The sequence below is a fragment of the Actinoplanes sp. NPDC051859 genome (assembly GCF_044452725.1).
Classification (GTDB): domain Bacteria; phylum Actinomycetota; class Actinomycetes; order Mycobacteriales; family Micromonosporaceae; genus Actinoplanes.
Window position 1 is genome coordinate 273,523 of sequence record NZ_JBITBX010000009.1, and the last position, 24,692, is coordinate 298,214.

The window sequence follows — 24,692 nt, forward strand, 5'->3', positions numbered from 1 at the left end:
CTCCGCGGCTTCAAGATCAAAATCTATATGTCGTAGCTCGGTGGGTGGTGCAAGCCGCCGCTCCCGCCGAGCCGGGGCCGGAAATCCAATCGCCTAGCGGCTCATGGGCGGATCTCCGGCCCCTTCACTCTGCGTGAATGTCCAGCCTTTGAAGATCAACACCGGCGGTGGCACTGCCGGTGGTGGGGAGGCCCTTCACAGTCGCCTGACGGTCAGGCGTATTCGCCGGTGCGGAGCCGGGCGAGCCAGGCGGCGCTGTCGGCGAAGTCCGCGTTGGTGAGGCCGGGGCGGGACACTGCCGGCTCTGCCTGCGAGTGCGGGGACCAGCGGTGGCGCGGATAGGAGCCGAGAAAGCGGACCTCCGCGCAGATCCGGCGCAGGCCCTGCAACGCTTCGCCCATCCGGGGCTCGGCGACGTGGCCGGTGCAGTCGAGGAAGAAGACGTAGACGCCCAGCTGCTCGCCGGTCGGCCGGGACTCGATCCGGGACAGGTTGATGCCCCGGACGGCCAGCTCGGTGAGCACGGAGAGCAGCGCGCCGACCCGGTCATGCGAGATCATCACGGCCAACGAGGTGATGTCGTCCCCGCTGGGCGGCGCGGGTGGTGCGGGCCGGGAGAGCAGGGCGAACCGGGTCACCGCATCCGGGTGGTCGGCGATCTTGGTGGCTAACACGCTGAGGTTGTGCCGTGGAACCCCGACCGGCGCACAGATCGCCGCGTCCACCTCGGCCGCCTCGGCAGCGATGGCGGCCGCGGCGTTGGACAACACGTCGACGACGACCGCGTCAGGGACGTGCGTGCGCAACCAGTTGCGGCACTGGGCGGAGGCTTGTGGGTGCGCGGCGACCGTACGGACCGAGGCCAGCGGCGTCAGCGAGGCGGACGCGAGCACGAACTCGACCGGCAGCACCACCTCCCGCGTGATGACCAGGGGGCTGCCAGTGTTCAGCTCGTCCAGAGTTACCGGGACGGCGCCCCCGACCGAGTTCTCCAGCGGCACCAGGGCGGCATCGGCATCGCCGGAGCGGACGGCCTCCAACGCCTCGGGAACGCTGCGCGCCGGGGTCCGAATACCGCGCTCGGCGGCGGAGATCATCCGCAGGGCCTGCTCGGTGAAGGTTCCCTCGGGCCCCAGGTACACGAATCGGGTCGGCGGCATTCCGGGCATGTTCCCACCCTAAGGCCCCGCGGATCAGGCGCCGCAGGCAAGGATGCGGATGTCCGTGGGAGCGTCCTGGCGTACCTGCTGGCTGCACACGTTGGTTCCGGCTTCCACCAGTGTCAGCGCGGCGGGCTTGCCGGTGGTCACCACGAACATGGGCTCGAACCTCTTCTCTCCAGCCCGCGGGACGACGTCGATCGTGGTGAATTGCCAGCCGTTCGCGCAAAACGGCCCCGCAACCGCCTTGAGCGTACGGTCGGGTATTCCGGTCGTTCCCTGCACCACGGCGACGACCTGTGCTCCGTCCGGCCCGGCGCTGCCGCACAGCGGTGCGGTAGCCGGCACGGGTGTGGCGAACGTGGGCGTCGTTCCGGCGCCTGGTGGCGGTTGTGGCAAGGCCGGGACAACCACGGGCGGCGCGGCTGGCAGGGTCGTGGGGATCCCGGCAGGCGGCAGCGTGGACAAGCCGGGCGGCGCTTCGGGCACACCGACCGGGGAACCTGCGGAGTTGCTCGGGGACGGGTCGCCTGTGCCGACCGGCGGCGCGGTTACCGGCGGGGCGGGCGGCTTACCGCATCCGCTGAGCAGCACTGCCGCGCTCAGCGCCGAGATGCCTAGCAGCGCCGCGCGGAACGCGCTTTGCAACTCTCCCCAGCAGCCGCCCCTGTCCTGCACGGGGGTCATGGTAGGGGTCGCGCAGGCAAAGATCTGGCGTGATTTATCCCAATCAGCGCAGGTCGAGGAACCTGGTTCCCGTACCGCGCAGCGCCGTTCACTTTTTCCCGCACCGCGCAGCGCCGTTCGCTTTGTCGACCCGGGGCGGGCGGGTGCTGCGATCCCCCATCGGCGGTGAGACGGCGCAGCCCGGCGGCAGCCTGCCAGCGGATCGCAGCCCGGCGTGCGCCGACGACGTCGGGCCGTTTGGACAGGCTGCTGGTGGTGACGACGTCGGGCCGTTTGGACAGGCTGGTGGTGGTGACGACGTCGGGCCGCTTGGACAGGCCGCTGGTGGTGACGACGTCGGGTCAGTCAGCGACGCGGTGGCCGGCTGCGGTGAGGGTGTCGACCGCTTCGGTCAGGCGTACCTGCGGGACGAGGACGTAGTCCGTGTCGAAGGTCGAGAAGGCGATGATGTTCACCCGGGCCTCGGCGAGCGGCACCACCAGGGACGACAGCACGCCGGTGAGGGCGAGGTCCAGTGGACCCACCACGCGCAGGCACCGCCAGGCGGCTTCGACCGTGGCGTCCTCGGGGACGCGGATCGTCGGGCAGATGATGGAAATCTCGTCCGGTGACCAGGTCACCGAGATGACGCCCTTGTCGTCCGGACCGGCGGTCAGGGAGGGCGGCAGCGCGGTTCCGGCTGGCAGCCGGCACACCGCGTACTCCTCTGGCAGCAGGTCTAGATCGAGCATAAGGGCACACTACGGGCGCGGCCCCGTTCATCCCAGGGGTTACCGGTGCGTTCATTACCACACGACCGGCCAGCTTGATCGATGCTGCCTGGCCCGCCCCGGCAGCCGAACAGGCAGGTCCGGGTAACGCGGAGCCGCTCAGTAACGGATCGCGGAGAAGAACGTCAGGGAGGCCACGACGCGGGCGTTTTCCAAGATCGGCGTGGCGACGGCGTCGACCGTGACGTGGCGGTCGTCGGCGGACTGCTGGATGCGCATCAGCCCGCGGGCCAGCTGCTCGGAGGACAGCGCGAGCAGCGGCGGGATCTTCTCGATTTCCTGCTCGCTCAAATCGCCGCCGCCGGCGGTGAAGTCGACCAGGCGCAGGGCGCCCTCGCCGCCCAGGAGCGGCCGACCGACCACGTCCGCACCCTTGCCGAGGCCGAGGAGGTCGCTGGCGGAGGGGGACACGGCGACGACGGTGGCACTCACGTCGATCACGAGGCAAGGCTCCACGGCCTGCCACACCGTTGCTGCCCAGCGGTCGATGTTCGACACGAACTCCGATTCGTCCGGCGTACGCGCCTGGGGGACGAACGCTCCCGAGAGTGAGAGTTCGACGTGCGCCACCCGCACCTCCCTGATGTCCGGACCGGCGGACGGCCGGCAGTGCACCGCAAATGAGAGCGGTGCACTGAAGGAAACGTTACCGGCGGGCCGAGCGCTTGTCAGTGGCCGTTTGGTCGCCGCTGTACCAGCGATAGTCCCCCGCGGGGCGGTACGGAGCGTCGGACCAGGTGGCCGGGTGTTGTGCCACGGCGGACAGCTTGCCAGCGGTGGCCGGCGAGATGCGGGCGCCGCCGGCGATCAGGAGGCGGTCAAGCTCTTTGTGGGTGGCGACGAGGCAGTCCTTCGGCAGACCGTGCACGCTGATCACACCGTTGCCGACGAAGGCCAGCACCGGCGTCACGGGGACGGTCAGACCGACGGCGGAGCTCATGGCGCGGCCGGCTCGGCGGGCATCGCGGCGCGCCTCGGCGACGTACGCGGGACGTTTGCCGTTGATCTGCACGACGTCGCCGGCGATGAGCACGCGGGCGCGACCGTGGTCGGCGACGGTGACGGCGTAGACGCCGCCGGGGCCGATGGCGAGGAAGCCCGCACGGTCGTCGCTGGGATCGTGCTCGTAGCCCGGGGAGTCGGTCCGGGGCCAGTCGACGATGTGCCAGGCGGGGCCGAGCCGGTCGAGGCGGGTCAGCGCGCGGGCGCCGGCGGCTTCGAGGCGGCGGGCCTCGCGTTCAGCGCGGCGGCGGCGGGCCCATTCGACGGGACTCGGACGGACCGGCTCGAGCGCGGCGGGTGGGGCGGTGCGGCGGGGGTCGATGGCGGGGGTGTGCGGTCGATGGGGAACGGGCAGGGCGGGGCGTGCGGGGAAGACAGTCACTGCGACCTCCGGCAAAAGGTCCATCGGGCTCTCTTGTCACTACCGTAAGTGGCTGAGTGGGTACTCAAGCAAGCCATCACGCCGGAAAGAAAGCGGAATGAGTGGGGATGAATGCCGCATTCACGCACAAGCTCTTTTTCCGTATGGTGCATCACGCGACCTAGGACTCCCCTGGGATCCGAAACGTCCTCAAACAAGTTAGCGTGGCCTTAACTGTCGCGCATCCATGTCTCGGATCTCGGCGCAAGGTCACAGCACGGATGCGGACAGTAAGGACAAAATGGCCTCGTCGCCCAGGATCGGCGGCAAGGTCATAGGCTCGACCCCGTGTCTCCTTACGTCGACAGTGAAGTCGCCAGGCTCGCCACCGTCATGCTGCATCGGCCCGGAGCGGAACTCGCCCGGCTGACCCCGCGCAACAACGACTCGCTGCTCTTCGACGGCATCCCCTGGGTGGGTCGTGCCCAGGAAGAGCACGACAAGTTCGCGCAGGCACTGCGCGACCGCGGCGTCGAAGTGCTCTACCTCGGCAAGCTCCTCGAGGAAACCCTCGCCGTCGCCGAAGCGCGCGAGAAACTGAGCCAAGGCGTCCTGGCAAGCCACCGCCTCGGCGACGCACTCCGGGAACGTGTGGCCGCGCATCTCGCCGATCTCGGACCGGTAGAGCTCGCCCACGTCCTGATGGCCGGACTGGCCCACGAGGAAGTGAAGCCCGGACCAGGCCGCGCCGGAGGCCTGGTCTACGAGCTGATGGACCGGCACGACTTCGTCATCGACCCGCTGCCCAACCTGCTGTTCACCCGCGACTCGTCGGTGTGGATCCGCGACCGGGTCGCCGTCACCAGCCTCGCCATGCCCGCCCGCGGCCGGGAAACCACACTCACCCAGGCCATCTACACGTACCACCCACGGTTCGTGGGCACCGAGCTGCTCTACACACCCGGCCTCGAACACGTCGAAGGCGGAGACGTGCTGCTGCTCGCCCCGAACGTGCTGGCGATCGGGGTCGGCGAGCGCACCACCCCGGCCGGCGCCGAGCGGCTGGCCCGCCGGGTCTTCGCGGCCGGCCTCGCCCACACCATCCTCGCGGTGCCGATCGCCCAAGAGCGCGCCACGATGCACCTCGACACCGTCTGCACGATGGTCGACGTGGACGCCGTCGTGATGTACCCGAACATCGCGGACACGCTGCAGGCGTACCCGGTGACCCAGGGCGAAGACGGCGAGCCTGCGGTCGGCAAGGCCCGGCCCTTCCTGATCGCCGCGGCCGAGGCCATGGGCATCGACCGGCTGCGCATCATCGACACCGGCCTCGACCCGGTAACGGCCGAACGCGAACAGTGGGACGACGGCAACAACACCCTCGCCCTGGCCCCCCGCCTCTGCGTCGCCTACGAACGCAACGTCGAAACCAACGCCCAACTCGAACGCGCCGGCATCGAGGTCATCGCCATCAGCGGCTCCGAACTCGGCTCCGGCCGCGGCGGCCCAAGATGCATGTCCTGCCCGGTCGAACGTTCCCCGCTATAACCGCCAGGCGGCCCCACCCCGGCGCCGAAGCCCCGGCCGTGTGCTGAAACGGCCGTTGTGGTTGAGGTGGCGGTGGTGCCGAGGCGGCCGTGTGCTGAAACGGCCGTTGTGGTTGAGGTGGCGGTGGTGCCGAGGCGGCCGTGGGTTGTCGAAACGGCCGTGGTGTTGAAACGGCGACCAAAGTCGCACTGCGCCCGTCGTTGTGGAGGGCGCCGAAACGAACTAGGCGCCCTTTGCCGTAGTTCGTTTCGGTGTCCTCCACAACGACCCCTAGGGGCGCAGTGCCTGCCGAGCCGCAGGCGAGGCCATGTATCAGCGCAAGGTCAACTGGCGGCCGACCAGGCCTTGCTTGGCGCGGCGGGCGGCGCTGTCGAGGGGGCCGGTTTCGGCGAGGGTGTCGGCGTAGCGCTTGGCGAAGTCGGCGAGGGGCTGTTCCCAGTCGGCGCCTTCGGGCTCGCCGGGCACGTCCCAGACCGGGACCAGCAGGCCGTGGGCGCGGAACATGCCGGCGAACTTGGTGCCGTCGCCGAGCAGCAGGTCGCCGGCGGCGGAGAGGCGGGCGAGGGCGTCCAGCGCGGTGTCCTCAGGCTCGGGCAGGACCCAGCGGACGTGGGCCTTGTCCGGCACCCGGCACCAGTACGCCGCGTGTGCCGCCGCCAACCGTACGGTCGGGTAGATCGAGGCATTGGCGCGCTCGAGGGAGGCCTTCACGTTGGCGTCCTCGGCCTGTTCGGCGTCGAGCCAGTATTCGAAGCCTTCGTGCATCGACACGTCGAGCGGGCCGTCGACCAGGATGTCCTGGAGGCGGGGGCCTTCGCCGGGCAGTGCGGGGACGGCCACGGTGGCACCCGGCGCCGTACGCAGCGCGCACAGGATCGCCTCGGCGATGTCCCGGGAGACGTCACCGGACTGGATGTGCCGCTGGAGGCCGACGAACACCCGGCCGTCCTGGCGGGTCATCGCGGGCCAGGCCATCGGCAGGACCGTGGAGAGGGTGACCGGGCGGTCGCCGTACTCCTCGATGATCTCCGGTTTGAGGGTCAGCGGCGCGGATGCGGCCGGGACCAGCTCGCGCAGGGCGATCCATTCGGTCTCGTCGGCCAGGCCCTCGAACGGCCGGGCGACGAAGATGTCGCGCACCTTCTGGCGCTTGGGTGCCGCGTCGGCGGCGGCTCGGGGGTTCTTTCGACGCTTGCTCACGGCGAATCAGCCTAGGCGGTGCCGGTCGATTCCGCGGTACGCGCCCCGCCGTGTCCACATCGATCATGGATTATCGACGGTCAGGCGCGCGGGAAACGGACCTCCGCGACGGTGCCGCCGCCGTCGCGCGGCCGGAGTGACACCCAGCCGTGTTGGCGTTCGACGATCCGGCGAACGAGGTAGAGGCCCAGCCCCGCGCCTTCGCCCGCGGTGCCCTGCCAGTAGCGCTCGAAGGCACGCTCGACGTGTTCTGCGGGCACTCCGATGCCACGGTCGGCGACGCGGAAGGTCACTGTGGTCTCGTCGGCCGCTGTGGTCACGGTGACCTCGGTGCCGGCCGGGGAGTACTTGTCGGCGTTCGTGGCTAGCTCGGTGAGGATCGTGGCGAGGGAGTCACGGTCGCCGAAGGCTTTGGGTAGGTCGCTGGGCAGGTTTTCGAGGACGAGGCGGCGGCGTAGGCCGGCGCTCAGCTCGGCGGCGGCGGTGCGCAGCCCTTCCACCAGGTCGAAGGGGGCGGGTGGGGAGCCGTTGCCGGCGCCGTCGTCGCTGGTGGCGGAGAGCAGCCGGTCGACCAGGCGGGCCAGTTCGCCGGCACGGGCGCCGATGGCTCGTACGGCGTCTCGGCGGCCGGGTTCGCCGAGGGTGTCCCAGTGGTTGGTGAGCGTGTCGGCGTACCCCTTGATCACGGTGACGGGGGTGCGCAGCTCGTGGCTGGTGACTGCGACGAACAGGTCGCGGTCTTCGTTCCGGCGGTCCTGGTCGGTGGAGTCGCGGAACGTGACGACGCGCAGGGCTGGGGTGCGGGGGAGATCACCGGCGGTGATGGTGAGGCGGCGGCCGGAGGGGAGCCGGTGCACGAGGACCTGGCCGGGCGGCGGCGCGGGGAAGGGCAGTTCGTGGTGCAGGGCTTCGGCGGCGGGGTGGCCGGTGAGGCGTTCGGCGGCCGGGTTCCAGAGTTGGACGATGCGGTCGCGGTCGACGACGGCCAGGCCGTCGGCGAGGGCGGCGACTACCGGGCCGGCGCCGTGCACGGGGAGGCCGGCTTGTCGGCCGTACATGTGGGCGGCGGTGACGGCGAGCAGTTCGAGGACAGCGTGGTGCTCGGGGCCTGGTGCGGTGCCGTCGGGGGCGGGGCCGTAGGAGACGTAGAGCGCACCGATCGTCACGCCGCCCATCTCACATGGTGTGCCGAGGATGTGCTCGACGTCGGTGCTGTCGCCGCGGCCCGCGACCGCGTCGTCGACCGCGTCGAGGGGCAGCAGGTGGGTGCCGCTGATGTCGACGGCGCCGACGCGGCGGCCGAGGGCGCCCGCGCAGCCGCCGCTGGCGGCGATGATCCGGCCGTGGCCCGTGCTGTATTCGGCGAAGCCGGCGCCGAGCCCGCCGAGGACGTCCTGAGTGAGCCGGACGAGCCGGCCGAGCATGGTGAGGCCGGTGTCGCCCGCGCCGATGCGCTCGAGGAGCGCGATCTGCCCCCGGGTCAGCGCGGCATAGTCGGGTCTTACCGGCATGTCTGCGAGTGTGCCTCGCTTCTCCCCTTTTCGGCAGGCCGCTGCGCGTCGATCTTGCGGTTATTCCGGCCGACAGTGGCTGGCGTCACACTCGGGGTGCGTCATCGAGCCGGTCGATCACGAACCGGGGGCGGTCGGTGATGATCCCGTCCGCCCCGTGCGCCAGGACGGCCGCGAGATCGGGTTCGTCGTTGACGGTCCACACGTAGGTCTGGTGACCGGCCGCCCGTAGGTTCGCCAGGAGAGCCGGTCGGGACCGAACGAGGTTGATGCCGGGCCCTGCGATGCGCGCGCCGAACGGCAGCCGACCGCGGCCCACCCCGGGCGGCAGGATCTCCAGCAGGTAGACGGTGGGCACGGCGGGTGCGAGCGTGCGGATCCGACGCAGCGCAAGCGCCGCGAAAGACATGACCGTCACGTGTACGCCCGCAGCCGCCGTCGGCTCCACCAGGTTGTGCCTGCGCAGGGTGTCCACGAGCCGCCGCTCGACCTCGGCGCCGTACCGGGAGGGATGTTTGGTCTCGATGAGTAACCGGACCGGCCGGCCGCAGCCGCGGAGGGCTTCCAACAGCCGGTCCAGGGTCAGCAGCCGGGTGTGGTCGGCCAGCGGCTCGTCCAGCTCCGCCGCGGAGGCGTGCCAGGAGCCGAAGTCGAGCGCGTCCAGTTCGGCGAGCGTCTTCGCGCTGACCCGGCCGGTGCCGTTGCTGGTCCGGTTGAGCTTGCGGTCGTGTACGCAGACCAGGTGCCCGTCGCGGGTCAGCCGGACGTCACACTCCACACCGTCAGCACCCTCGTCGAGCGCCCGCAGGTACGCGGCCAGCGTGTGCTCGGGCAGCGCGTCGGCGCCGCCCCGATGCGCGAAGACCAGCGGCCGCCCGGGAGTCACAGGACGCGGGCCGGCTGCCCGTTCTCGCTGACCACGTCGCGCCCGGCGGCAGCCCAGGCCTGCATGCCGCCGTCGAGGTTGCGGACGTTGTCCCAGCCGTTGCCCATGAGGTAGGAGACGACCTGGCCGGAGCGGCCGCCGGAGCGGCAGACCACCACGACTGGGGTGTCGGTGGGGATTTCGCCGACCCGCGCCGGCACTTCCATCATGGGCAGGTGGTGCGCGTCTGGCGCGTGACCGGCCTGCCATTCGTCGGGCTCGCGCACGTCGAGCAGGTAGGTCGCGGGTTCGACCTGCGACGGCGTCACGCTGGGTACCTGTGGTCCGAACACGATGCCCAGCGTAGAACTACTTCTCTTTCGCCACGACGTCCGGGTTGGCCAGGATGAACTGGCTGAGCCGGTCGCGCCGGACGGCGTCGTACATTTCCATGCTCTTGGGCGTGATCGTCTCGCTGCCGTCGCCGGCGCCGGCGAAGGTGCCGTTGTTGGTGCGCAGCAGCACCATGTCCTTGGCGGCGACGCCCTTGAGCCCGAAGATGAAGTCTTCGATGCGCACTCCGCCGGTGTCCAGGACGAACGCCTTGCCGGCCGCCTGGATCAGGTTTTTGACCTTGAACGGGTTGGTCAGCACTCCGCCGCTGGCCGCCTTCTTGGCGATCGCCTTGATGAGCTGCTGTTGGTGCCGCTGGCGGTCGTAGTCGCCGTTCTTGAGGCCGTACCGCTGGCGGGCGTAGTCGAGGGCTTCCCAGCCAGCCATCTGGCGGCAGCCCTTCTCGTACCAGATGTCCTGCTTCGTGCCGCCTGCCTGCCGCGCCTCGGCCAGGTAGAGGGGCTTGCCGTCGACGAGCTTCATGTGGTGTGACTTGACCCGCTGGTCGACGCACATTTTGACGCCGCCGAGCTCCTCGATGACGCTTTTGAAGCCGCTGAAGTCGATGATCGCCGCGCCGTCGAAGGTCAGCCCAGTATTGATCTTGAGAGTTTGGGTGAGCAGCTGGGCGCCGCCGGTGTACCCGCCGCCGTTCTGGGCGCCGAAGAAGAACGCTTCCGTGGCTTTGGCGGTCCCGCCCGGGTATTTCGACTTTGCGAATGCGGGCACCTTCATCTTGGTGTCCCGCGGGATCGACACCAGGTATGCCTGGTCATGGCTGGCCGGAATATGCAGGGCGATGATCGTGTCGGCGTGCAGGGCGTCCTCGGCGAGGCGCTTGCGGGCGTCGACGCCCATCAGCAGGATGTCGACCGGGCCGTCGATGTTGCCGCCGCCCGCCGAGGGAGCCTTGCGCGTGCCACCCGTGATCAGCGTGTCCTGACTGATCGAGCCGGTTGCGCTGCTGACGAGCCAGTGCGTACCGGCGATGCTGGCGCCGGCACCCATCATCAGCACTGCGCCGAGGACCACGGCGGTTCTGGCCCAGAATGGTCCCTTGCGTTTCGCCACGCATTCTCCCAGCGCTCCGCTTGTCCGGCTTTGTTGCCGAGCGGTAGTCGCGCCGTTCACACGAAAACGGCGCGGGAGGCGAAACCGCCTGACCCGCGCCGTGTGACCGATTCTTCGAAAAGATCAGCCGCCTGACTGCTGGTCCGACTTGGTGTTCGTCTTCAACCACTCATCCATCTTGTCGGCAGCCATCGCCTCGTATAAAGCGAGTGCTTTCTCACGGTCAGCGACCACGACGCTCTGGCCCTCAATGGTTTCGCTGCCGATGTTGGGGCTGGTGATGAATTTGAGCTTGTCGCCACGCAAGTTACGGAATTGCAGTGCCATATCCGTGAGCGAGAACTTCTCGTCGGCGGTGATGGCGTTGGTGACGGCCTTGAGGAAGTCGTTCAGTTTCGACGGGCTGGTCAGCGTGCCGGTGCTGGCCGCCTTGTCCATCAGCGCCTTGAGGAACTCCTGCTGGTGCTGCATCCGGGCGAAGTCGCCGCGCGCGAACTGCTTGCGCTGTCGGATCCAGTCCAGAGCCTCGGCGCCGTTCATGTGCATCTTGCCCTTGGTGAACTTGCGGTACGGCTTGTGGATCGACGTGATGCTCTGCTCCACCTTGAGGTCCACGCCGCCGAGCGCGTCGGTGACCTCCTTGAAGCCGCCGAAGTCGATGGCGAGCACGTGGTCCAGGCGGACGTCGGTCATGCACTCGACGGTGCGTACCGCGCGGGGCAGGCCACCGAAGGCGAACGCCGCATTGATCTTGGCGCGGCTGCCGGTGCCGCAGTCGGCGTTGTTCTCGGGCGGGATGGTCACCCACAGGTCCCGGGGGATCGACACGAGCTGCGCCGAGTCCTGGCTCTTCGGGATGTGCATGACGATCATCGTGTCCGCGCGCCACTCGTTGGACGCGTTCTGGACGGCGTCCGGGTCGCGGGAGTCGCTGCCGACCAGCAGGATGTTGAGCGCGCCGTCGACCGTCTTGGCTGGCCGGCCGTTGGTGAGGTCGGAGAACGCGTCGGTCCGCTTGAGGTCGGAGTTGAGCCCGTTCGCGTAGCCGTACAGCGAGATGCCGGCGACCAGACCGATCACGATGACCGCGATGCCGGCCACCATGGCGATGCGACCCCAGCGCGGCTTGCGGCGGCCCTTGTACGGGCTTCCGCCCCGGCCGCTGCCCGGACCCCGCGGCGGGCCCGAGGGCCCGCCCGGTCCGCTGCCGCCGCCGTACGGGTAGTCGTCGACGCCGTCGTTGTAGGAGGTCCGGCCCGCGGGACGCGTGCTGCTGCCGTACGCACGACCGGTCCCGGGACGGCTTGCCCCGTAGGTGCGGCCCGCTCCGGGACGGTCGGTGCTGATGCGACCGCCGGAGCCGGGAACCGAGGCACGGTTCATGGCACCCGGCCGCCGGACCGGGTCATCCCAAGGAGACGAGAGCGCAGACATACATTCAGGTTACGTACTCGCAACCAGGCAAAGCTCGCATCAACACCGGGTCGGCACGAACGTAGGAGGCAATTACCGTTCGTGAGAAGTTCACTACCCTGACTTATTTAGTGGTTTGCGAAGAATTCGATGGTTCGGCGGAGGCCTTCTTCGGGCGCGACCTCCGGCTCGTAGCCGAGCAGGGTGCGGGCCAAGGTCAGGTCGGGGCGGCGCTTCTCCGGGTCGTCGGCCGTTCGGGCGACCAGCTCGACGCGTGACGAGCTGCCGGACAGCTTCACGATCAGCTCGGCCAGGTCGAGCATGGTCGTCTCGTGCTCGGTGCCGCAGTTGATGGGGCCGGTCTCGGTCGAGTCGAGCAGCAGCAGGATGCCGCGCACCAGGTCGTCGACGTAGGTGATGGACCGGGTCTGCGTGCCGGTGCCATGCACGGTGATCGGCTCACCCCGCTGCGCTTGCGAGATGAACGTCGGGATGGCCCGGCCGTCGTCCGGCCGCATCCGGGGACCGTACGTGTTGAAGATCCGCACGATGGCCGTGTCCACCCCGTGGAACCGGTGGTACGCCATCGTGGCGGCCTCGGAGAACCGCTTCGCCTCGTCGTAGACCGCGCGCACGCCGACCGGGTTGACGTTGCCCCAGTAGCTCTCCGGCTGCGGGTGCACCGCCGGGTCGCCGTACGCCTCGGAGGTCGACGCCATCAGGAAGCGGGCGGAGTCCGCGTGGGCGCGGTCGAGCATCGCCAGCGTGCCCGCCGAGCCGACCTTGAGGATCTCCAGCGGCAGCTTCGCGAAGTCGGTGGGGCTGGCCGGGGAAGCCATGTGCATGACCGCGTCGAACCGCTCTGCCAGCGCCGGGTGGTCCGGCAGGCCTTCGGAAACGTCGGCCTCGACGAGGGTGAACCGCGGCTCGTCAGCGAGGTGCGCGACGTTGTCCGCCGAGCCGGTGATGAAGTTGTCGACGGCGACGACGGTGCAGCCCCGGCCCAGGAGGGCGTCCACCACGTGGGAGGGCACGAAACCGGCCCCGCCGCTGACCAGAACCCGGTGACCCTCGCCGAACCGCTGCTGCACAGACATGCGCCCAACTCTAGGCGAAGGGGACCGGCGCCTGACCCGGCACCGGTCCCCTTCCCTGCATGCTGCGATCAGTGCGCCCCGTGACCGGTCAGGGACCTGACTTCCAGCTCGGCGTACTTGTCGGCGTCGCTTTCCTTGGAGATGACGGTGCCGATCCAGCCGCAGAGGAAACCGAACGGGATGGAGAGGATGCCCGGGTTCGACAGCGGGAACCAGTGCCAGTCCGAGTCGGGGAACATGGCCGTCGGCGCGCCCGAGACCACCGGTGAGAAGAACACCAGCAGCACCGCGGAGGCGAGGCCGCCGTAGATCGACCACAGCGCGCCGGACGTGTTGAACCGCTTCCAGAACAGGCTGTAGAGGATCGCTGGCAGGTTGGCCGAGGCCGCCACCGCGAACGCGAGCGCCACGAGGAACGCCACGTTCAGGCTCTGCGCGAAGATCGACAGGATGATCGCGACCGCGCCGATCACGAACGCGGAGATCCGGGCCACCCGGACCTCGTCCCGCTCCCCCGCCTGCCCGCGCTTGATCACGCTGGCGTAGAAGTCGTGCGCCACGCTCGACGACGACGCCAGGGTCAGGCCCGCCACCACCGCGAGGATCGTGGCGAACGCGACCGCCGCGATGATCGCCAGCAGTACCGCGCCGCCGGTCTCGCCGAAGAGGTCGAGGCCGAGCGTCTGGGCGAGCTGCGGTGCGGCCGTGTTGCCCGCCTTGTCCTGCGCGGTGATCGCCGTGCCGCCGACCAAGGCCGCCGCACCGAAGCCCAGGGCCAGGGTGAACAGATAGAACGTGCCGATGATGCCGATCGCCCATAGCACGCTCTTGCGGGCCACCCGGCTGGTCGGCACCGTGTAGAAGCGGGTAAGGATGTGCGGGAGGCCGGCCGTGCCCAGCACCAGCGCGATGCCCAGCGAGAGCAGGTCCATCTTGCTGTAGAAGGTGGCCGAGGCGCTGGCCGTCTCCACGCCGTAGCGCAGGCCGGGTTCCAGGAACGCCGCACCCTTGCCGGAACGGGCGGCGGCGTCGCCGAGCAGTGCCGACAGGTTGAACTTGTAGTGCGCGAGCACCAGCACCGTCATCACCAGAGCGCCAGTCATCAGCAGGAAGGCCTTGACGATCTGGACGTACGTGGTGCCCTTCATGCCGCCGACCACCACGTACACGATCATCAGCGCGCCCACCAGGATGATGGTGGCGACCTTGGCCGTGGCCGCGTCCATGCCGAGGAAGGTGGTGTCCGCCTTGATGCCGAGCAGCAGGCTCACCAGCGCACCCGCGCCGACCATCTGCGCGATCAGGTAGAAGATCGACACGACGATGGTGGAGACCGACGCGGCCGTGCGGACCGGGCGCTGGCGCATCCGGAACGCCAGCACGTCGGCCATCGTGTACCGGCCCGAGTTGCGCAGGAACTCCGCGACCAGCAGCAGCGCCACGAGCCAGGCGACCAGGAAGCCGATCGAGTAGAGGAAGCCGTCGTAGCCGTAGAGCGCGATGAGGCCGGCGATGCCCAGGAAGGACGCCGCCGACATGTAGTCGCCGCCGATCGCCATGCCGTTCTGGAACCCGGAGAACTGGCGGCCGCCGGCGTAGAAGTCGGTCGCCGTCTTGGTCTGCCGGCTGGCCCAGATGGTGATCCCCAGCGTGAACGCCACGAAGACCAGGAAGAGCGTGATCGTCAGGGTACGACTCATTTGGCGGCCTCCGAGTCCGTCGTGGTGTCCTCGGGCTTGCGAGCGGAGGGCACGGTCGTCCCGGCCAGCTCGTTACCGATCTTGTCGGCGATCGGGTCGAGCTCCCGTGCGGCGTACCGCGCGTAGAACCAGGCGATCAGGAAGGTCGAAACGAACTGCAACAGGCCGAACAGCAGCGCGACGTTGATGTTGCCGACGAGCTTCAAGGACATGAAACCGCGGGCGTACGCGGACAGGAGAACGTAGAGCGCGTACCAGACGAAGAACGCGATCGTCATCGGGAAGACGAACCTGCGTAGCTTCCTGCGCAACGCGGAGAACTCGGCGGAGCGCTGGACCTCCAGGTACTTCTCGGCCGGGGTCGCATCGGTCGTCAACGGGCTCACCACCTTCGTGGGGGGACAGGTCTGCGAGCACCGTACGGAGTGGACCCGAGCGCGACCGGTCATCGGTTCGCGTGGTGCGCCGAGCGGCGCCCGGGCTGCGCCTACCGGTCCAACCTGCGGTAACGGCCCCGGAAATGCAGGAGTGGATCGGGCTCGCCGGCACCGGCGAACTCAGCGGTCTCGATGGTCGCCTCGATCAACATTGCCCAGCCGTACGCCCGTTTCGTGTCGATCAGGCAACCCGCCCACGTCGGCGCCGACCGTGGCACCGGTCCGTACGCCGTCTCCGTCCAGTCGCCGCCCGCGAAGAGGCCACCCGGTGCGGGCATCAGTCCCGCGAACTTGTCGGCGAGCTGCTGGTCGGCTGGGCCGAGCGCGGAAACGGCGAACCGTCCGGCGGTCAGAGCCGCGTCGTAGAAGTCGCTCTCCTCGTCGACCAGGCCGAGCACCCGGCCGGGTGCACCGTCAGCGACGAGCATCGACGACACCGTCAGTCCGGCCGGTCCCGGCGCGGTCCACAACGTGACGGGTGCGGCAAGCCGGCCGCGCAGCCGCCGGATCGGCGACTTCTCCTGCTCCGGCGTAGCGAACGGATCGGTGGAGTGGATGCGCCCACCCGTCTCATGATTCACGTGAAACATTCTGCCGGTGCCCGGCGTATGCTGGGCGACGTGAATACCGTGCGCGTACAGAACTGGTGGTCGTCCTAGCGACGGCTTCCCTTCTGCGTGCTCGGGCCGTCCGTTCGGACGGCCCGTTTTTTTGTGTCCCGGGGCTGTCCGACAACCCTGAGGAGACACCGATGACCATGACCGACTCCCGTGTGCTGACCGGCGACCGGCCGACCGGCCCGCTGCACCTGGGCCACTACTTCGGCACCTTGCGCAACCGGGTCGAGCTGCAACAGCGCGGCGCCGACCTGATTGTCGTCGTGGCGGACTACCAGGTGCTGACCGATCGGGACGTCGCCGATCGACTCGCCGAGACTGTCGAGGGGCTGGTGCTCGACTATCTGGCCGCTGGGCTGGATCCGGATCGGACCACGGTCTTCGCGCACAGTGCCGTGCCCGCGCTCAACCAGTTGCTGTTGCCGTTTCTGAGCCTGGTCACCGTGCCGGAGCTGCAGCGGAATCCAACCGTCAAGGACGAGATCGGTCACTCGAGGCAGAGCTCCGTCAGCGGCCTGATGTTCACCTACCCGGTGCATCAGGCCGCGGACATCCTGTTCTGCAAGGGCAACCTCGTGCCGGTGGGTCAAGATCAACTGCCGCACATCGAGGTCACGCGTACGGTCGCCCGGCGCTTCAACGAACGCTACGGCCCGGTCTTTCCCGTGCCGGAGGGGCTGCTCAGCGAAGCGCCCGTGCTGGCCGGGACAGACGGCCGCAAGATGAGCAAGAGCCGCGGCAACGCGATCGCTCTGGCCGCGACGCCGGACGAGACTGCACGGCTGATCAAGGCGGCGACCACCGACGCCGACCGGCACATCACGTACGACCCGGAACATCGTCCCGGCGTCTCGGGCCTGCTCCACCTCGCCGCCCTCTGCCAGGGTCGGTCACCGCACGCGGTGGCCGAGGAGCTCGGCAGCGCCGGTGCGGCGACGCTGAAGCGGGTGGTTACCGAGGCGGTGAACGAGTTCCTCGCGCCGATCCGGGAGCGCCGGGCGGCGTACGCACAGGATCCGGGCTTCGTCCGGTCGCTGCTGCGGGCCGGAAATGCGCGCGCCAACGAGCTCGCCGATCAGACCCTGCGCGAGGTGCGTGCCGCGATGGGTGCGGCCTTTTGAGCTGCGTTGACGTGGCGATCGGTCAGCGCTCAGCGTGCGCTGACGGTGGCGACCGGTCCGGGTGAGCGTGCGCTTACCGTGGCTCGGGTCGCGTCAGCGGGCGCTGACCGTGGCTAGCAGTTCGGGCATTCGGCGGTCGAGCAGGGGGCCGGACAGCCGCAAGCCGAGGGCGAGCGCCGCAGCGCCGTAGAGGGCGCCGACGGGGAGGCCGACCCACAGCCAGGCGTCGCCCAGGAGCCACGCGCCCAGTTGCAGCGGGGCGGTCGCGAGCGCAGCGCCGAACAGCGCCGCGAGGCTGAGCATGCCCTTCGCCATGCCGCCGCCGGACGACATGGCGAACGGGTTGGCGGAGTCCGGCAGCGGGTAGGCGGCCCGGACCGAGATCGGCAGGACGACGGCGATACCGACCGCGTACGCGGCCACGACCGTGCCGAGCAGGGCCGGAATGGCGGCGGGTTGGCCGGTCGTGGCGCCGATCAGCACGGTGATGGCGAGGAGCGCCGGGCCGGCGTACGCGGAAAAACCGGCGACCCGCGATGCCAGCTCGACGCGCCCCGGAACGCCGGCGACGATGTTGGCCGCGTAGGCGCTGCCCTCGAAGCCGAACTGGTTGGCGAGGGTGATGGCCGCGAGCGCGCCGATGAAGGCGAGCATGGTGGCCGGGCCGGCCAACGACTCGGTGCCCAGGGTGACGAACACGGGCAGGAAGACGCCGACCACGCCGAAGGTGATCAGGCTGGCTCGCCGCCGCGTCTCGCGCCACCAATAGCGGATCTCGCGGGCGGTCAACGCGCCGAACCGGGTCTGCGGCAACCAGCGCGGCACGAGTTGGGCGACCGGTCCGCGGGCCGAGCCTGCTCGCTCGCGTGGCCGCGCGCTGCCCGCCGTGCCAACCATGGACCGCTCGACCGTCGCCGACCACCACCAGAGCAGGAGTGCGATCGAGGCGACGGCCATGCCGAGCTTGATGGGTACGGCCCAGGCCCGGTCCGCTGCGAGGTCGGTGCCGACGCTGTACGGCGCGCCGAGCGGCGTCCAGGCCACCACGTCCGCGAACGCGGCGACCCGGTCCCAGTCGGCGTTCTCCGCCCCGGCGATCGCGGCGATCTGCAACGGCCCGAGCAGTGCGGCGGTCACGGCGAGCAGCACGGTGGCGAGGTCTCGGGACCGTCGACTGCGGAGCGCGGTCGCGAACGCGCTGGTGACTGCTCGACTGAGCGTCGCGCACAGCAACAGCCCGAGACTCACGCCGGTCAGCTGGGCGACGGCAGCGGTCGGACCGCCGAGCCGCGCCGCGGTGTGCACCATGCCCAGCGTCCCGACAAAGGTCGCCAGGGCCGGCAGGCCAACCAGTGCCGCCGCAAGCAAACCTTTGATCAACGTACGGCGGCGCAGCGGGAGCAGCGCGAACCGGGCCGGGTCGAGCGACTCATCCACCCCGAAGAACACCAGGGGCAGGAACAGCCAGCCCAGAATGAGGACGGCGCCGCCCAGGGGCAGGACTGCTTCGGCCGCGCGCTGCTTCTCGATCAGTCCGGGCAGGCTGAAGACGGCATATCCGGCGAGTGCCCCGAAAACGGCGAACAGCACGCCCAGCACGAACAGCGCCACGCGCCAGCCTTGGGCGCGTAGTCCGTTGGCGGTGATGCGCAGCTTGAGGCGGACGAAATGCCGAGCTTTCACAGCCACGCAAGCTCCGTGCCGCTCGCCGTGCGGCCGCCGACGACTTCCACGAAGACGTCTTCGAGGGAGCGGTCGCCCTGGACCTCGGCGAGCGTGCCGCGGACCCGGATGACGCCGTCGGCCATGATCGCGACGTGGCTGCACAGTCGCTCGACGACCGCCATCACGTGGCTCGAGAAGACCACGGTGCCGCCGCCGGCCACATAACGCTGGAGGATGTCGCGGATCAGGGCTGCCGACACCGGGTCGACGGCTTCGAACGGCTCGTCCAGCACCAGCAGCCGCGGCGCGTGCAGCAGCGCGCAGGCCAGCCCGATCTTTTTCTTCATTCCGGCCGAGTAGTCGACCACCATGGTCCGGTTGCCCGCGCCCAGCTCCAGGACGTCCATCAACTCGGTGGCGCGCCGTTCCACCTCGCCGGAGTCCATCCCGCGCAGCAGCCCGTGGTACGCGAGCAGTTCGGTGCCGGTGAGCCGATCGAAGAGGCGGACGCCGTCGGGCAGGACGCCGATGCGGGCTTTCGCGGCTACCGGGTCGGCCCAGACGTCGTACCCGAGGATCCGGGCCTGCCCGGCGTCGGGCCGCAGCAAACCGACCGCCATGGACAGTGTCGTGGTTTTGCCGGCGCCGTTGGGGCCGAGCAGGCCGAAGAAGGAACCTGCCGGGACTTCGAGGTCAATTCCGGCAACCGCGACTTTAGTTTCAAATTGCTTGACCAGACCGTGCAGTGCCAGCGCGGAATCGGAATGGGTGCGCTGGTGGGGGACGGTCATAACCCGAGAACTTAGTGGGTGTTAAGGGGTTCGGGCCACCCCGTGCATGGCCCGAACCCCTCACCCGGTCGTTACCGCGATTTAGCCGACCCGCTCGATAACAGCGCGGCGAATGAGAAATTTGCCCGGTTCGCGAACCTGCTCGAAGGCGGCACTGTTCAGCAGAGCGCAGCTGCCGGACGTACTTGTCACCTTCACGGTCGTGCTCTTGTCGTTGTCCAGGTTGGTCACCTTGAGGGTGGTACCAATCGGGAAGTCACCGCTGGACGCGGCCGGCGCGCCCGCCTCGCCGGAGAGAGTGACGGTCGAGCCCTTGCAGACGACCTCGCCCGCGGCGCCCTGACCCTGACCCTGGCCCTGGTTCTGGCCGTTGTTGCCCTGGCCGTTGCCGTTATTGCCTTGGCCCTGCCCATTGCCGTTGTTGCCCTGGCCGGCGTTGCCGTTGCCCTGGCCGGCGTTGCCGTTGCCCTGACCGGCGTTGCCGTTGCCCTGACCGGCGTTGCCATTGCCCTGACCGGCGTTGCCATTGCCCTGGGGCTGGCCCACGCGCTCGATGACCGCGCGGCGAATGACGTTTTTGCCCGGCTCGCGAACCTGCTCGAACGCCGCGTTGTTCAGCAGCACGCAGCTGCCGGACGGTCCCGCCACCTTGACGGTGGTGCTCTTGTTGTTGTCCAGGTTGGTCACCTTGAGGGTGGTACCGACCGGGAAGTCGCCGCTGGTAGCCGCCGGGGCGCCGCCATCGCCGGAGAGGGTAACGGTCGAGCCCTTGCAGACGACCTCGCCCGCAGCGCCTTGCCCGTTGCCCTGGCCCTGACCATTCCCCTGGCCTTGCCCGTTGTTCTGGCCCTGACCGTTGTTCTGGGCTTGGCCGTTGTTCTGGGCTTGGCCGTTGCCGGCGCAACCGGCTTCCCGGCGTTGCAGGTTGATGAGATCGACCACGGCCTGGCGGTTCGCGATCCGGGCCGCGGACTGCGCGTCCGGGTTGGCCTGCTGATCGGCGATGAAGTTCAGGTTCTGCTGCAGGGCGTTGTCGAACCCGGCACAACTTTCGGCCGCGCTACTGATGCCCGTGCTGACTGCGAATGCGCCGCCGGCGAGGGCCGCAGCAGCGACACCGATCAGCACCTTGCGGGTCCGGCCGGTCAACCTGCTTCTCCGGTACATACACCGCTCCCTCTCGTTCGACGAGCTGCCCCGTTGCAGCATCGTTATCTACGGAGGGTGGGGGTTGAACAGTTCAGATAACTCTCTTAAAAAATCAGAGCCGCACCGATTCCGGCGCATGCAACCGCACCATGGTGGACCCAACGTTGGCGGGTATTCGCTGCTTTGTCAGCAAAGATCCGGCGATCATGACGACAAATGCCAGTGGCACAGACCACGCCGCCGGTTGGCCGATCAACTGGCCCGCCCAGCCGCCCAGCGGCGGTCCCATCACCGTCAGTAACACCGCGGCCATCGCTGCGCCGCCGCCGACCACAATTCCGGCCGCCGCGCCGACATCCGTCAGCCCCCGCCACCAGATGCCCAACACCAGCAGCGGGCAGAAGCTCGACGCCGCCACCGCAAACGCCAACCCGACCACCCGCGACACGTCCAGGTCGGCGACATGGAAGGACAACGCCATCGGTACGAGCGCTGCCAGCACTGTCGCCACCCGGAAATCCCGGATCGACCCGCCCCGGTCGGCGTGCAGCACATCGGTGAAGACCACCCCGGCGACGCTGGTCAACAGCCCCGATGAGGTGGAGAGAAATGCGGCCAGGGCGCCGGCGGTGACCAACGCTCCGAGCGCCTGACCGAGATGTCCCCCGCCCAGCGCGGCCTCCGGGAGCAACAACACCACAGCGTCCGTCCGTCCAGTCATCAACAACTGCGGCGTGTAGATGCGACCGAGGACGCCATACAGGGTGGGCAACAGGTAGAAGAGGCCCACCAACGCCAGCACTACCAAGGTCGTCCGCCGGGCTGAGGCGCCGTCCGGATTGGTATAGAACCTGACCAGGACGTGCGGAAGGCCCATCGTGCCGAGAAACGTCGCCAGGATCAGCGAATACGTTGCGAACAGGCCCGCCTCACCGCCCGGCAGCAGCCAGGCCGTGCCCCGGTTGTCGTCGACCGAGCTGACCTGCGGCACCGGATCACCGGCCGCGAAGGTCAGCTCCTCGCCTTTCTGCACCCGGACCGTGCCGTCCAGCAGGGCGTCCTGCTCGACCACGACGGTCGTCGCGGCCGAAAAAACCGGTCCGGCCGGCGGTGTGACAGCTGGCCGCCCATCCGCCTGCCACTGCAGGGCCAGAAATATGACGGGTACGGCAAGAGCAGTCAGCTTCAGCCAGTACTGGAACGCCTGCACGAAGGTGATCGCCCGCATCCCGCCCAGTGCGACGTTCGCGGTGACGACCAGCCCGACCAGCAGCGCACCCCACTCGTACCGGCCGCCGGTGACCGTGGTGAACGTGAGGCCCGCGCCCTGCAACTGCGGCACCAGGTAGAGGCAGCCGATGAAGACCACGAACACCGTTGCCAACCGGCGCAGCAGCGGGGACCGCAATCGCACCTCGCAGAAGTCCGGCAGGGTGAACGCCCCGGACCTGCGCAGCGGTGCGGCCACGAACAACAACAGAGCCAGGTAGCCGGCGGCGAACCCGACCGGATACCAGAGGACGTCGACGCCGTACCGCAGCACCAGCCCCGCCACCCCGAGGAACGATGCCGCCGACAGGTACTCGCCACCGATCGCGGCAGCGTTCCACGCCGGGCTCACCGACCGTGATGCCACCAGAAAGTCCGAAGTGGTCCGTGCGAACCGCAGCCCGTACGCGCCGATGCCGACCGTGATCAGCACGACCACGACCAGCCCGGGTGCGACGTACGGATTCACCCCTCGGGCCTGCGGACGACGGCGGTGAAGTCCTGCTCGTTGCGTTCGGCCCAGTGCACGTACGCCCAACCCACCGTGACCAGGAACGGAAACGCGAGCAACCCGAGCAGCAGCCACGGCAGGTTGACGCCCAGCACGGTGACGCGCCCGACCGTGGGCGCCACCGCGAACAGCAGCGGCAACGCCCCCAACCCGGCCACAACCACCAGGCTCAGCCGTACGGCCAGCGCCAGCTGTGCCCGCACCAGCCCCTTGACCAGCGCATCCCCGACCGGCGTCTGTTCCGCGAGATCCGTCCGGCCCCGCTCGGGCGAGTCGGGCGAGCTCCGGCGCGCCGGGACCTGCGGTGCGACCGACCCGACGCGGGTCGCAGCCGCCTCACCGAGCACGACCCGGGTACGCAGCGGTTTGCTTGCACCTTCCTGATCGTCGCCCATGTGCGGCAGTCTTGCCGCTCCCCCGCCGATGTCAAGAATGCGTCGGCCGCTACCGCGAGGTTTCGGGGAGATCGGCGCACGTACGGTTCACGTCGACCGGCTTGTCCCGCAGCAGGTCGCGGGCCTGGTGCCGGCCCAGATTCCAACCGCGCCAGTCGTCGCGGTCGACGTCGAGATCCAGCGCGATCGGTCCCAGTGCACAGATCCGCTCCAGTTCCGGCAGGCGGTCAAGCTCCGGCACCGCATCCGCCGACAGCTGGGACAGGTACGCCGTGTCGATGTTGCCCGTCTTGGAGAACCGGGCGACATTGTGGTCGGCGATCAGCCGGTCCGGGTTGGCCGCACCGAGCCCGATCAGGGCCAGGACGCCGGCGGCCAGCACCGTCCGGGGCAGCCACGCCGCCCGCAGTCGGATGCCCGCGCCGAGGATCAACAGGAAGACCACGCCTAGCCACAGTTCGCAGAGCGCCACCAGAACACGCAGCCGGGTCAGGCCGTACGTGTCGGAGTAGAGGTTCATGCGGTGCAGCGCCGACGCCACGATGACGAGAGTGAGCAGGGACAGCGCGCCAAGGATCGTGCGCATCAGCACCCGGTCGGTACGCGTTTCGCGGGGTGCCCACCGGGCGGCGCCGGCCAGGACGAGCAGGGTGAGGCCGGTGACGATGAGCAGTTGCCAGAACCCGCTGCGGGCGTACTCCGCGAAGGTGGGTCCGTCGGGGCCGAAGATGTGGCGCGAGCCTCCGAAAAGGACGGTGAGCTGTACGCCGACGAAGAAGGCAAAGAGGAGGACCAGCAGCGACAGCGGGATTGCCCATTCGAGGCGGGCCATCCGGCGCGGTGCCGTACCCGCGGAATCCGGCAGGTTGGGCGGGGCAGCTCGGAGGAATGCGGCGCCTCCGACCACGAGGGTGGTCGCCCCGAAGACGAAGATCCACCGCACGACGGTGGCGACGTCGATGTCCGGAATCACGGCAGTGACGATGCGGGCGAATGCCGCATCCGCCGAGGCGAACAACGCGCCGAAGACGAGCAGCAACGCCACCGATACCGCGATGGTGGCGAACAGTCGCGTTTTCCCGCCGGAGCGCCGGCCCGCCGCGAGTCCTCGGGCGAGCCATGGCAGGGCCCGCAGCCCCGCAAAGGGCGCGAAGAACGCCGCTAGCGCCATGCCGCGGGACGAGCGGCCGCCCGCGACGGCTAGAGCACCGGTCAGCATCGCCGTGAGCAGGCACAGGAAGAACAGCCACCCCGCTGCGCGGAAGGTGCCGACAGCCAGGAGGGCCACGGTGGTGGCGGACCAGAAGAACCGGGCCTTACTCAGTGGCTTGGGTTGCCAAGATACGCCCGGCTTCGGTGCGGTAGGACCGGGGCTCCCCGGCCAGATCCGGGCAGCGGTCAGGGCAACGACCCCGATGGTGACGGTGACGAGCCAGCCAAGACCGCCCCGGTCGAGCGGAATGGCGAGCGCGGCGACAACGGCAGTGCCGAGGACAGCAACGAGCGCCGCCGGCGAGGCATGCCGTCCGGGGCCCGGCCACCGCTGCCCAAAGAGCGACCGATCGGCCCACGGCCCGAACAACGGCGCTACCCCGCGAATCTGCGCCGCCCCGGCCGGATACGTCCAGTGGGGCGCGGAGGCGTGCGGCCGCGCCTGTGCAGGCAGGCCCACCGGTGAGACGTCCAGGCTTCCGGCCGGTGACGGCTTTCCCGGCGCAGACAGCCCGGTTGGCACCGGTTCCGGCTTTCCTGTCGCGGACGATTCAGCGGGTGGGACGTCGTGGGGCCCGGCGGCCGTAGGCGCGGACGGCCCGGCGGGTGTCGGCTGGTCTGAGGCGGATGGCCCGGCGGGTGTCGGCTGGCCTGAGGCGGACGGCCCGGACTGAGCCGCAGGTCGCTTCGCGGGCGGAAGGTTGTCGGGCATGGTCATTCCCCTGCGGATCAGGCCGGCAAACC

At 69.4% G+C, this 24,692-nt stretch carries 23 protein-coding genes; 2 read left to right on the plus strand and 21 right to left on the minus strand.

Translation table 11 applies throughout. From position 1 onward, the window contains the following. Positions 1-212: 212 nt before the first annotated feature. The 5 genes from pheA to ACIA1L_RS23685 form a co-directional block, all read right to left on the minus strand. Positions 213-1,169 carry a prephenate dehydratase gene (pheA, locus tag ACIA1L_RS23665; RefSeq protein WP_396075044.1) on the minus strand — a complete coding sequence of 319 codons (957 nt, stop codon included), beginning with the start codon at positions 1,167-1,169 and terminating at the stop codon, positions 213-215. A 24-nt stretch (positions 1,170-1,193) separates the two neighbouring features. After that, positions 1,194-1,838: a hypothetical protein gene (locus ACIA1L_RS23670; RefSeq protein WP_396075045.1), complete on the minus strand. Its 645-nt coding sequence runs from the start codon at positions 1,836-1,838 to the stop codon at positions 1,194-1,196. A gap of 350 nt (positions 1,839-2,188) precedes the next feature. After that, positions 2,189-2,578, minus strand: a complete 390-nt coding sequence (locus tag ACIA1L_RS23675) for an ACT domain-containing protein (protein WP_396075046.1) — start codon at positions 2,576-2,578, stop codon at positions 2,189-2,191. A gap of 138 nt (positions 2,579-2,716) precedes the next feature. Beyond that, complete coding sequence (locus ACIA1L_RS23680; protein ID WP_396075047.1) at positions 2,717-3,187, minus strand: hypothetical protein; 471 nt, start codon at positions 3,185-3,187, stop codon at positions 2,717-2,719. 76 nt (positions 3,188-3,263) lie between these two features. Beyond that, on the minus strand, positions 3,264-4,001 hold the full coding sequence (locus ACIA1L_RS23685) for a hypothetical protein (protein WP_396075128.1): 738 nt from the start codon (positions 3,999-4,001) through the stop codon (positions 3,264-3,266). A gap of 327 nt (positions 4,002-4,328) precedes the next feature. On the opposite strand from ACIA1L_RS23685, the gene ACIA1L_RS23690 reads away from it, so the two are divergent. Further along, the gene (locus tag ACIA1L_RS23690; RefSeq protein WP_396075048.1) at positions 4,329-5,531 is read left to right on the plus strand and encodes an arginine deiminase; all 1,203 of its coding nucleotides are present in this window, start codon (positions 4,329-4,331) and stop codon (positions 5,529-5,531) included. Positions 5,532-5,843: 312 nt separating this feature from the next. On the opposite strand, the gene ACIA1L_RS23695 is transcribed toward ACIA1L_RS23690, so the two are convergent. The 10 genes from ACIA1L_RS23695 to ACIA1L_RS23740 form a co-directional block, all read right to left on the minus strand. Continuing rightward, a complete protein-coding gene (locus tag ACIA1L_RS23695; protein ID WP_396075049.1) occupies positions 5,844-6,731 on the minus strand; it encodes a DUF5926 family protein in 888 nt (295 codons plus the stop codon). Positions 6,732-6,811: 80 nt separating this feature from the next. Then, complete coding sequence (locus tag ACIA1L_RS23700) at positions 6,812-8,242, minus strand: ATP-binding protein (RefSeq protein ID WP_396075050.1); 1,431 nt, start codon at positions 8,240-8,242, stop codon at positions 6,812-6,814. Positions 8,243-8,327: 85 nt separating this feature from the next. Then, positions 8,328-9,128: a glycerophosphodiester phosphodiesterase gene (locus tag ACIA1L_RS23705; protein WP_396075051.1), complete on the minus strand. Its 801-nt coding sequence runs from the start codon at positions 9,126-9,128 to the stop codon at positions 8,328-8,330. Continuing rightward, positions 9,125-9,460, minus strand: a complete 336-nt coding sequence (locus ACIA1L_RS23710; RefSeq protein ID WP_396075052.1) for a rhodanese-like domain-containing protein — start codon at positions 9,458-9,460, stop codon at positions 9,125-9,127. The genes ACIA1L_RS23705 and ACIA1L_RS23710 overlap by 4 nt, the downstream gene beginning before the upstream one ends. Before the next feature lie 16 nt (positions 9,461-9,476). After that, positions 9,477-10,571 (minus strand): LCP family protein, encoded by a 1,095-nt coding sequence (locus tag ACIA1L_RS23715; protein WP_396075053.1) that lies wholly within the window; start codon positions 10,569-10,571, stop codon positions 9,477-9,479. 123 nt (positions 10,572-10,694) lie between these two features. Then, the gene (locus ACIA1L_RS23720) at positions 10,695-12,005 is read right to left on the minus strand and encodes an LCP family protein (protein ID WP_396075054.1); all 1,311 of its coding nucleotides are present in this window, start codon (positions 12,003-12,005) and stop codon (positions 10,695-10,697) included. Positions 12,006-12,112: 107 nt separating this feature from the next. Further along, positions 12,113-13,081 (minus strand): NAD-dependent epimerase/dehydratase family protein, encoded by a 969-nt coding sequence (locus tag ACIA1L_RS23725; protein WP_396075055.1) that lies wholly within the window; start codon positions 13,079-13,081, stop codon positions 12,113-12,115. Between the two features lie 68 nt (positions 13,082-13,149). Beyond that, on the minus strand, positions 13,150-14,781 hold the full coding sequence (locus tag ACIA1L_RS23730) for a cation acetate symporter (protein WP_396075056.1): 1,632 nt from the start codon (positions 14,779-14,781) through the stop codon (positions 13,150-13,152). After that, positions 14,778-15,158, minus strand: a complete 381-nt coding sequence (locus tag ACIA1L_RS23735; RefSeq protein ID WP_396075057.1) for a DUF485 domain-containing protein — start codon at positions 15,156-15,158, stop codon at positions 14,778-14,780. The genes ACIA1L_RS23730 and ACIA1L_RS23735 overlap by 4 nt, the downstream gene beginning before the upstream one ends. Positions 15,159-15,268: 110 nt before the next feature. Then, complete coding sequence (locus tag ACIA1L_RS23740) at positions 15,269-15,859, minus strand: flavin reductase family protein (RefSeq protein ID WP_396075129.1); 591 nt, start codon at positions 15,857-15,859, stop codon at positions 15,269-15,271. Positions 15,860-15,969: 110 nt separating this feature from the next. Between ACIA1L_RS23740 and trpS the strand changes: the two genes are divergently transcribed. Then, positions 15,970-16,956 (plus strand): tryptophan--tRNA ligase, encoded by a 987-nt coding sequence (gene trpS, locus ACIA1L_RS23745; RefSeq protein WP_396075058.1) that lies wholly within the window; start codon positions 15,970-15,972, stop codon positions 16,954-16,956. A 93-nt stretch (positions 16,957-17,049) separates the two neighbouring features. Here the strand turns inward: trpS and ACIA1L_RS23750 are convergent, their stop codons facing one another. The 6 genes from ACIA1L_RS23750 to ACIA1L_RS23775 form a co-directional block, all read right to left on the minus strand. After that, complete coding sequence (locus ACIA1L_RS23750; protein ID WP_396075130.1) at positions 17,050-18,639, minus strand: ABC transporter permease; 1,590 nt, start codon at positions 18,637-18,639, stop codon at positions 17,050-17,052. Beyond that, positions 18,636-19,412 (minus strand): ABC transporter ATP-binding protein, encoded by a 777-nt coding sequence (locus ACIA1L_RS23755; protein WP_396075059.1) that lies wholly within the window; start codon positions 19,410-19,412, stop codon positions 18,636-18,638. Before ACIA1L_RS23755 ends, ACIA1L_RS23750 begins: the two co-directional genes overlap by 4 nt. A gap of 81 nt (positions 19,413-19,493) precedes the next feature. Further along, on the minus strand, positions 19,494-20,561 hold the full coding sequence (locus tag ACIA1L_RS23760; protein WP_396075060.1) for a hypothetical protein: 1,068 nt from the start codon (positions 20,559-20,561) through the stop codon (positions 19,494-19,496). 112 nt (positions 20,562-20,673) lie between these two features. Further along, positions 20,674-22,299, minus strand: coding sequence for a cation acetate symporter (locus ACIA1L_RS23765; RefSeq protein WP_396075061.1), 1,626 nt, complete (start codon positions 22,297-22,299; stop codon positions 20,674-20,676). Next, a complete protein-coding gene (locus tag ACIA1L_RS23770) occupies positions 22,296-22,736 on the minus strand; it encodes a hypothetical protein (RefSeq protein WP_396075062.1) in 441 nt (146 codons plus the stop codon). Before ACIA1L_RS23770 ends, ACIA1L_RS23765 begins: the two co-directional genes overlap by 4 nt. A 49-nt stretch (positions 22,737-22,785) precedes the next feature. Continuing rightward, positions 22,786-24,408: a DUF4153 domain-containing protein gene (locus ACIA1L_RS23775; RefSeq protein WP_396075063.1), complete on the minus strand. Its 1,623-nt coding sequence runs from the start codon at positions 24,406-24,408 to the stop codon at positions 22,786-22,788. Between the last annotated feature and the right edge of the window lie 284 nt (positions 24,409-24,692).

Excerpts from the sequence above, each read along its gene's own strand:
- pheA (WP_396075044.1), bottom strand. The coding sequence starts at position 1,169 with ATGCCCGGAATGCCGCCGACCCGATTCGTGTACCTGGGGCCCGAGGGA.
- ACIA1L_RS23675 (WP_396075046.1), bottom strand. The coding sequence starts at position 2,578 with ATGCTCGATCTAGACCTGCTGCCAGAGGAGTACGCGGTGTGCCGGCTG.
- ACIA1L_RS23700 (WP_396075050.1), bottom strand. The coding sequence starts at position 8,242 with ATGCCGGTAAGACCCGACTATGCCGCGCTGACCCGGGGGCAGATCGCG.
- ACIA1L_RS23720 (WP_396075054.1), bottom strand. The coding sequence starts at position 12,005 with ATGTCTGCGCTCTCGTCTCCTTGGGATGACCCGGTCCGGCGGCCGGGT.
- ACIA1L_RS23725 (WP_396075055.1), bottom strand. The coding sequence starts at position 13,081 with ATGTCTGTGCAGCAGCGGTTCGGCGAGGGTCACCGGGTTCTGGTCAGC.
- ACIA1L_RS23730 (WP_396075056.1), bottom strand. The coding sequence starts at position 14,781 with ATGAGTCGTACCCTGACGATCACGCTCTTCCTGGTCTTCGTGGCGTTC.
- trpS (WP_396075058.1), top strand. The coding sequence starts at position 15,970 with ATGACCATGACCGACTCCCGTGTGCTGACCGGCGACCGGCCGACCGGC.
- ACIA1L_RS23755 (WP_396075059.1), bottom strand. The coding sequence starts at position 19,412 with ATGACCGTCCCCCACCAGCGCACCCATTCCGATTCCGCGCTGGCACTG.
- ACIA1L_RS23770 (WP_396075062.1), bottom strand. The coding sequence starts at position 22,736 with ATGGGCGACGATCAGGAAGGTGCAAGCAAACCGCTGCGTACCCGGGTC.